Genomic DNA, 6,325 nt, shown 5'->3' with positions numbered 1-6,325 from the left:
CCAGACACGACCGCAACGAATTGAAGCGAATTGTAGCATGTCGTTCTGACTCATCCTTCATTGGGAATAGCCGCATTCCGCCAATTCCGGTCGCACCCCAAAAAGTCGCGAAGGTCGCCTTCAGTCGGCAGCCCACGTCGACAGGTCAGCCTCGCCTCAATCCCCCAGACAGATCCCCAGGGCGCGTGCGGTCCTGAGCAGCGGGTCGCCGTGCTTGATATCCTGGTATTCGGCGATCGCGTCCTGCAGCGGCACGTCGATCACCCGGCGGTCGGACCAGGCGACCATCCGGTCGAACTTGCCCTCGGCGATCAGGTCGACCGCATGGGCGCCGAAGGCCGAGGCGATCAGCCGGTCGCGCCAGCTGGGCATCGAGCCGCGCTGGACATGGCCCAGCACCGTCACCCGCGTCTCCGCCCCCGTGGTGTCGGCGATCTTGAAGGCGACGTAGTCGCCGATGCCGCCGAAGCGCTTCTCGCCGCCGTGATAGTCCTTGTGCACCTTGGTGCCGTCGGCGGTTTTCACCGCCTCGGACACCACCACCAGGGCGAAGTTGCGGCCGGTCTTGCGCACCTCGCGGATCTTGTGGGCGACGGAATCGATCGAGAACGGAATCTCCGGGATCAGGATCACGTCGGCGCCGCCGGCGATGCCCGCGGCCAGGGCGATATGGCCGGCGTCGCGGCCCATCACCTCCAGCACCATCACCCGGGCGTGGCTGGCCGCGGTCGGCTGCAGCCGGTCCAGCGCCTCGGTCGCCACCGCCACGGCAGTGTCGAAGCCGACCGAGACCTCGGTCAGGCCGACATCGTTGTCGATCGTCTTCGGGATGCCGACATAGTTGAAGCCGCCCTGCTGGGCCAGGCGCCGCAGGATCGAATGGCTGCCGTCACCGCCGACGCCGATCAAAGCGTCGAGGCCGAGCTCGTGATAGCCGCCGATGATCTCGACCGACCGGTCCTTCAGCGTGCCGTCGGACATCGGGAAGGCGAAGGGGTCGCCCTTGTTGGTGGTGCCGAGGATGGTGCCGCCCTGGCGCATCACCGCGGTCGTCATCTTGTCCGGCGTCAGCACCTCGTAGCGCAGCGGTCGGGACAGCAGGCCGGAGGTGCCCTCCTTGATGCCGATCACGGTCCAGCCGAGCCCGTCGGCCCGGCACACCGCCGCGCGGATCACCGCGTTGAGCCCGGCGCAGTCACCGCCGCTGGTGAGAATCCCGATGCGCTTCTCGCCCGCCATGCCGTGCTTCGTTCCCGCTCCCGGTTGCAGTTCCCCCTTGTACCGGGAAGCGGCCGGTGCTGTAAGAGCCGGATGCGCCGCCGGGGCGCGCCACCCCCGCGTCAAACGCGTTCCGGTCGGGCCGCTCCCTTTGCTATGATCGGGCGCCGCCGAACCCGGGACCCGCAGGAAAGGCCGTTTGAGGGAATGATCGACATCGAGTCGATGCAGGAGAAGCTGGCCGCTTTGCGGGTCGAGCACCGCGACCTCGACGAGATCATCGACCGGCTGACCGCAGATGGTCCCGTCAACCAGCTTCAGATCCAGCGCCTGAAGAAGCGCAAGCTGCTGCTCAAGGATCAGATCACCATGATCGAGAGCAGGCTGCTGCCCGACATCATCGCCTGACGGGCGTGCCCGCAACCCCGAGGATTTCCCGACCGATGGCCGAACCCGCCGCGCCGCCCGTGGCAATCATCATGGGCAGCCAGTCCGACTGGGAGACCATGCGCCACGCCGCCGACACGCTGTCGCTGCTGGGCATCGGCCATGAGACGCGGATCATGTCGGCCCACCGCACGCCGGACCGGATGGCCGATTTCGCCCGCGAGGCGCGCGGCCGCGGCATCAAGGTGATCATCGCCGGTGCAGGCGGTTCCGCCCATCTGCCGGGCATGACGGCGGCGATGACGCCGCTGCCGGTGCTGGGCGTGCCGGTCGAGAGCAAGGCGCTGAAGGGCATGGACAGCCTGCTGTCGATCGTACAGATGCCGGGCGGCATCCCGGTCGGCACGCTGGCGATCGGCCGGGCCGGGGCGATCAACGCGGCGCTGCTGGCCGCCGCGATCCTGGCGCTGAGCGACCCTGCCGTCGCCGATGCCTTGGACGCCTGGCGCCAGCGCCAGACCGAGGTCGTGGCCGAGCACCCGAAGGACGAATGAGCAGCAGCACCCCTCCCCTTCCGCCAGGCAGCGTCATCGGCATGCTCGGCGGCGGCCAGCTCGGCCGCATGACCGCCCTGGCCGCCGCCCGCCTCGGCTACCGCACCCATGTGCTGTGCCCGGACCCGGACAGCCCCTGTGCCCAGGTGACCGACCGGTCGACCCTGTCCTCCTACACCGATCACGCGGCGCTGGACGCCTTCGCCTCCCAGGTCGACGTCGTCACCTACGAATTCGAGAACATCCCCTACGAGACCGTGCTGCACCTGGCCGCCCGCGTGCCGGTGCGGCCAGGGCCGGACGGGCTCGCGGTGTGCCAGGATCGGGTGGCCGAGAAGGACTTCTGCAACCGCCATGGCATCGGCACCGCGCCCTGGCGCGCCATCGGCTCGGCCGGGGAGCTGGCGGCGGCGGTGGCCGCGATCGGCACGCCGTCGGTGCTGAAGACCCGGCGCGAGGGCTATGACGGCAAGGGCCAGGCGGTGATCCGCGACCCCGCCGACGCCGCCGCGGCGTGGGAGAAGCTCGGCGGCCGGCCGGCCATTCTCGAGGGCTTCGTCGACTTCGCCCGCGAGCTGTCGGTGATCGCCGCCCGCGGCGTCGAAGGGTCGGTGGTGTGCTACCCCGCGGTCGAGAACCGGCACCGCGACCACATCCTGTCGGAGACGATCGCCCCCGCCCCCGACCTGGCGCCGCAGCGCGCCGCCGAGGCCGAGGAGATCGCCCGCACCCTGATCACGGCGCTGGACATGGCCGGCCTGCTGGCGGTGGAGTTGTTCGAGGCGCGCGACGGTGGCCTGCTGGTCAACGAGCTGGCGCCGCGGCCGCACAATTCCGGCCACTGGACCCAGGATGCCTGCACCTGCGACCAGTTCGAGCAGCTGGTCCGCGCCGTCTGCGGCCTGCCGTTAGGGTCGACCGAGCGCCATTCCGACGCGGTGATGCAGAACCTGATCGGCGACGACGTGCTGCGCTGGCCGGACTTCCTGGCCGAGCCCGGCGCCAGGCTGCATCTCTACGGCAAGGGCGCCCCCCGCCCCGGCCGCAAGATGGGCCATGTCAACCGGCTGATGCCGAAGGGCTGAGGCCGGCGGCCTTCACGCCGCGGACAGCGCGCGTTCGACCGCCTCCGGCTCCTTCTCGATCACCTTCAGGAAGGTACGGGGTCGCCGGCTCCGGCACTTTGCGATGCTGCTCCCAGTCGCGGACGGCCGAGACCGAGAAGCCGAACTTGGCGGCAAAGGCGGACTGTGACAGGCCCAGCCGCTTGCGGATCGCCGAGACATCAACATCGGGAACTGGGATCGACCGGGCGGCTTCGGAGCGCCCTTGGGCAATCGCCAGCGCCTCCCTGGCGCTCTCGATCAGGTCCTGCCCGAATTTCGACATCACGGGTTCCTCATCTTCGCAACATTGGCCATATACGGCCAGGCAGTAGTCTGGTCGACCCAGATCATACCGTCTGCGGAGTCGGAGACTGAAGCTCTCCTGGTCCTTGCCCCGCCCCTACCGCCGCCACCGCCAGCTCGATGAAGGCGCGGATCGCCGGGAAGCGCCGGCGGTCGCGCTGGCACAACACATATTCGTCGGTGTGCCAGGCGCAGTTAGCGAGCGGCCGGACGGCGATGCGCGGATCGGGCCGGATCTCGCCCGCGGAGATGAAGCCGAGGCCGAGGCCCAGCGCCACCGCCTCCTGCACCGCCTCGCGGCCGGTCACCTCGAACATTGCGCCGGGCGCGATCTCCGCCTCGGCCAGGCCGCGCTCGACCGTGCGCCGGGTCATCGACCCGGTCTCGCGCATCACCAGGCGCTGCCCGGCCAACGCCGCGACCGGCACCGCGTCGCCCGCCGCCAGCGGGTGGCTCGCGGCCAGCGGATGGCCGGCCGGCAGCATCAGCCGCACCGGGTCGCGATACAGCGGCACGGTGTGGAAGCGCGGATCGACCGGCGGGTTGGACAAGAGCGCCACGTCCAGCCGCGCCTCCGACAGGTCCTCCAGCACCGCCCCGGCATTGCCGATCGACAGCCGGATCTCGACCTGCGGGTGGCGGCGGTCGAACTCGGCGATCAACGGCATGACGTAATACGGGCTGTCGGCACCGAGCTGCAGCAGGCCGCGGGCCAGCTGGGCCGAGCCCTCCAGCAGCGTCGCCGCCTCCTGCTCCGTGTCGAACAGCCGGGTGGTAAGCTGGAACAGCCGCCGCCCCATCTCGGTCGGCTGCACCCGGCGCGAGCTGCGCTCGAACAGCAGCACGCCGTAGCGCTCCTCCAGCGCCTTCACCGATTGCGACAGGGTCGGCTGGGTCAGCCCCAGCGTTCGCGCCGCCAGGGTGAAGCTGGCCTGGGTCGCCACCGCGTGGAAGGCCCGCAGCTGCATCAGGTTCATTCGCATGGCCCATAGATAGCATGGAAAGCGCGTATTGGACTTATGCATGAGGGGATCGCAGTCTCGGCCCAGCACCCTTGCCGAGGCCGCCATGCCCACCGCCCTCGCCGTCCCGCTCGCCGTCGCCGACACGGCTCGGATCGCCACCCTCGGCCACACCGCCGACCGGCTGACGATCCGCTGGTCGGATGGCCGCGAGAGCCCCTACCCCGCGATCTGGCTGGCCGACAACCGGCCGGACCGCCGCGACCGGCCGGAGGGTCAGCGCCTGTTCGACGCCATCGACCTGCCCGACGGCATTGCCATCCGTACCGCCGTCCTGGCCGCCGACGGCACGGTCGAGATCGACCTCGCCGGCTTCGAGACGCCGGCGCGCTTCTCAGCCGCCTGGCTGCGCGCCCATGCCCTGGACCCCGCCTCCCGCACCGAGCGCCGGCGCCGGCCGGTGCTGTGGGATTCGTCCCTCGCCCTGCCCACCGACGACTATGCCGCGGTCGCCGGTGACGATGCCGCCCGCGCCGCCTGGCTGCGCCGGGCCTATGACCATGGCTTCGCCCTGCTGCGCGGGGTGCCGACCGAACCCGGCACGGTGTGCAAGGTGGTCGAGCTGTTCGGCTTCGTCCGCGAGACCAATTACGGCCGGCTGTTCGACGTGGTGGCGGTGGACAAGCCGCAGAACCTGGCCTTTACGGCAATCGGCCTGGGCAATCACACCGACAACCCCTATCGCGATCCGGTGCCCCAATTGCAATTGCTGCACTGCCTGGAGGCGGCGGCCGAGGGCGGCGAGTCGGTGGTGGTCGACGGCTTCGCCGCGGCCGAAAGGCTGCGGCGCGAGGCGCCGGACGCCTTCGCCCTGCTGACCCGGCGGGCGGTGCCCTTCCGCTATGTCGAACCCGGCCAGATCGACCTGCGCAGCCGGGCGCCGCTGATCGAGCTGGACGCGGAGGGCGAGCTGGCGGCGGTGCGCTACAACAACCGCTCGATCGCTCCCCTCGACCTGGACCCAGACGAGGTCGAGGCCTTCTACGACGCCTATCGCCGCTTCGGCCGGCTGCTGCATGACCCGGACCTCACGGTCGGCTTCCGCCTGGCGCCGGGGGATCTGTTCATCGTCGACAACCAGCGCGTGCTGCACGGCCGCCGCGGCTTCTCCGCCGGGCGCCGCTGGCTGCAGGGCTGCTACACCGACAAGGACGGCCTGACCAGCACCCTGTTCAGCCTGGAGGCGACCCGATGAGCGAGTCCCTGCATCCGCTGCTGGCCGAGATCGAGGGCCTGTTCGCCGCCCATGGCCACGAGACCTATGGCGAAGGCGTGACCATGCAGGAGCACGGCCTGCAGGCGGCCGCCCTGGCCGAGCACGAAGGCGCGTCCGACGTGCTGGTGGTGGCCGCCCTGCTGCACGACATCGGCCATTTCCTGGAGCTGGCCGACGACGCCTATGGCTATCACAAGCATGACGGCGCCGGCGGCGACTGGCTGGCCGCCCGCTTCGGCCCGGAGGTCAGCGAGCCGGTCCGCCTGCATGTCGCCGCCAAGCGCTATCTCTGCGCCGTCGAGCCGAGCTACCTGGACGTCCTGTCCGCGGCTTCGGTCCATTCGCTCGGCAAGCAGGGCGGCCCGATGAGCCCCGAGGAGGCGGCCGAATTCGCCCGCCACCCCCATGTCGAGGCCGCGGTGCGGCTGCGGCGCTGGGACGATGGCGGCAAGGTCGATGGGCTGAAAGTCAGCACCGTCGCCGATTACCGCGACCGCATCCTCAAGGTGGCGAAAGCGG

General features: G+C 70.4%; 8 protein-coding genes. 5 read left to right on the top strand and 3 right to left on the bottom strand.

All coding sequences use genetic code 11. The features are described 5' to 3' along the window. Positions 1–156: 156 nt before the first annotated feature. On the bottom strand, positions 157–1,239 hold the full coding sequence (locus AAHM41_RS38025) for an ATP-dependent 6-phosphofructokinase (RefSeq protein WP_342241838.1): 1,083 nt from the start codon (positions 1,237–1,239) through the stop codon (positions 157–159). 186 nt (positions 1,240–1,425) lie between these two features. On the opposite strand from AAHM41_RS38025, the gene AAHM41_RS38020 reads away from it, so the two are divergent. The 3 genes from AAHM41_RS38020 to AAHM41_RS38010 are packed head-to-tail and all read left to right on the top strand — an operon-like array spanning position 1,426 to position 3,244. After that, the gene (locus tag AAHM41_RS38020; protein ID WP_342241837.1) at positions 1,426–1,626 is read left to right on the top strand and encodes a YdcH family protein; all 201 of its coding nucleotides are present in this window, start codon (positions 1,426–1,428) and stop codon (positions 1,624–1,626) included. A gap of 35 nt (positions 1,627–1,661) precedes the next feature. Next, positions 1,662–2,159, top strand: coding sequence for a 5-(carboxyamino)imidazole ribonucleotide mutase (gene purE / locus AAHM41_RS38015; protein ID WP_342241836.1), 498 nt, complete (start codon positions 1,662–1,664; stop codon positions 2,157–2,159). Then, positions 2,156–3,244: a 5-(carboxyamino)imidazole ribonucleotide synthase gene (locus AAHM41_RS38010; RefSeq protein ID WP_342241835.1), complete on the top strand. Its 1,089-nt coding sequence runs from the start codon at positions 2,156–2,158 to the stop codon at positions 3,242–3,244. The genes purE and AAHM41_RS38010 overlap by 4 nt, the downstream gene beginning before the upstream one ends. On the opposite strand, the gene AAHM41_RS38005 is transcribed toward AAHM41_RS38010, so the two are convergent. Next, the gene (locus AAHM41_RS38005; protein ID WP_342241834.1) at positions 3,219–3,548 is read right to left on the bottom strand and encodes a helix-turn-helix domain-containing protein; all 330 of its coding nucleotides are present in this window, start codon (positions 3,546–3,548) and stop codon (positions 3,219–3,221) included. The genes AAHM41_RS38010 and AAHM41_RS38005 overlap by 26 nt on opposite strands. Before the next feature lie 64 nt (positions 3,549–3,612). Continuing rightward, on the bottom strand, positions 3,613–4,545 hold the full coding sequence (locus AAHM41_RS38000; RefSeq protein WP_342241833.1) for a LysR substrate-binding domain-containing protein: 933 nt from the start codon (positions 4,543–4,545) through the stop codon (positions 3,613–3,615). A gap of 91 nt (positions 4,546–4,636) precedes the next feature. Here AAHM41_RS38000 and tmpA point away from each other — a divergent pair, with 91 nt between their 5' ends. Both tmpA and AAHM41_RS37990 read left to right on the top strand, forming a co-directional pair. Beyond that, positions 4,637–5,785, top strand: a complete 1,149-nt coding sequence (gene tmpA, locus AAHM41_RS37995; RefSeq protein WP_342241832.1) for a 2-trimethylaminoethylphosphonate dioxygenase — start codon at positions 4,637–4,639, stop codon at positions 5,783–5,785. After that, positions 5,782–6,325: HD domain-containing protein (locus tag AAHM41_RS37990; protein WP_342241831.1), on the top strand; the 544-nt coding region annotated here is incomplete at its 3' end. The genes tmpA and AAHM41_RS37990, both read left to right, overlap by 4 nt.

This window comes from Inquilinus sp. OTU3971, assembly GCF_038440215.1.
This window is presented reverse-complemented; position numbering and strand designations above follow the sequence as displayed.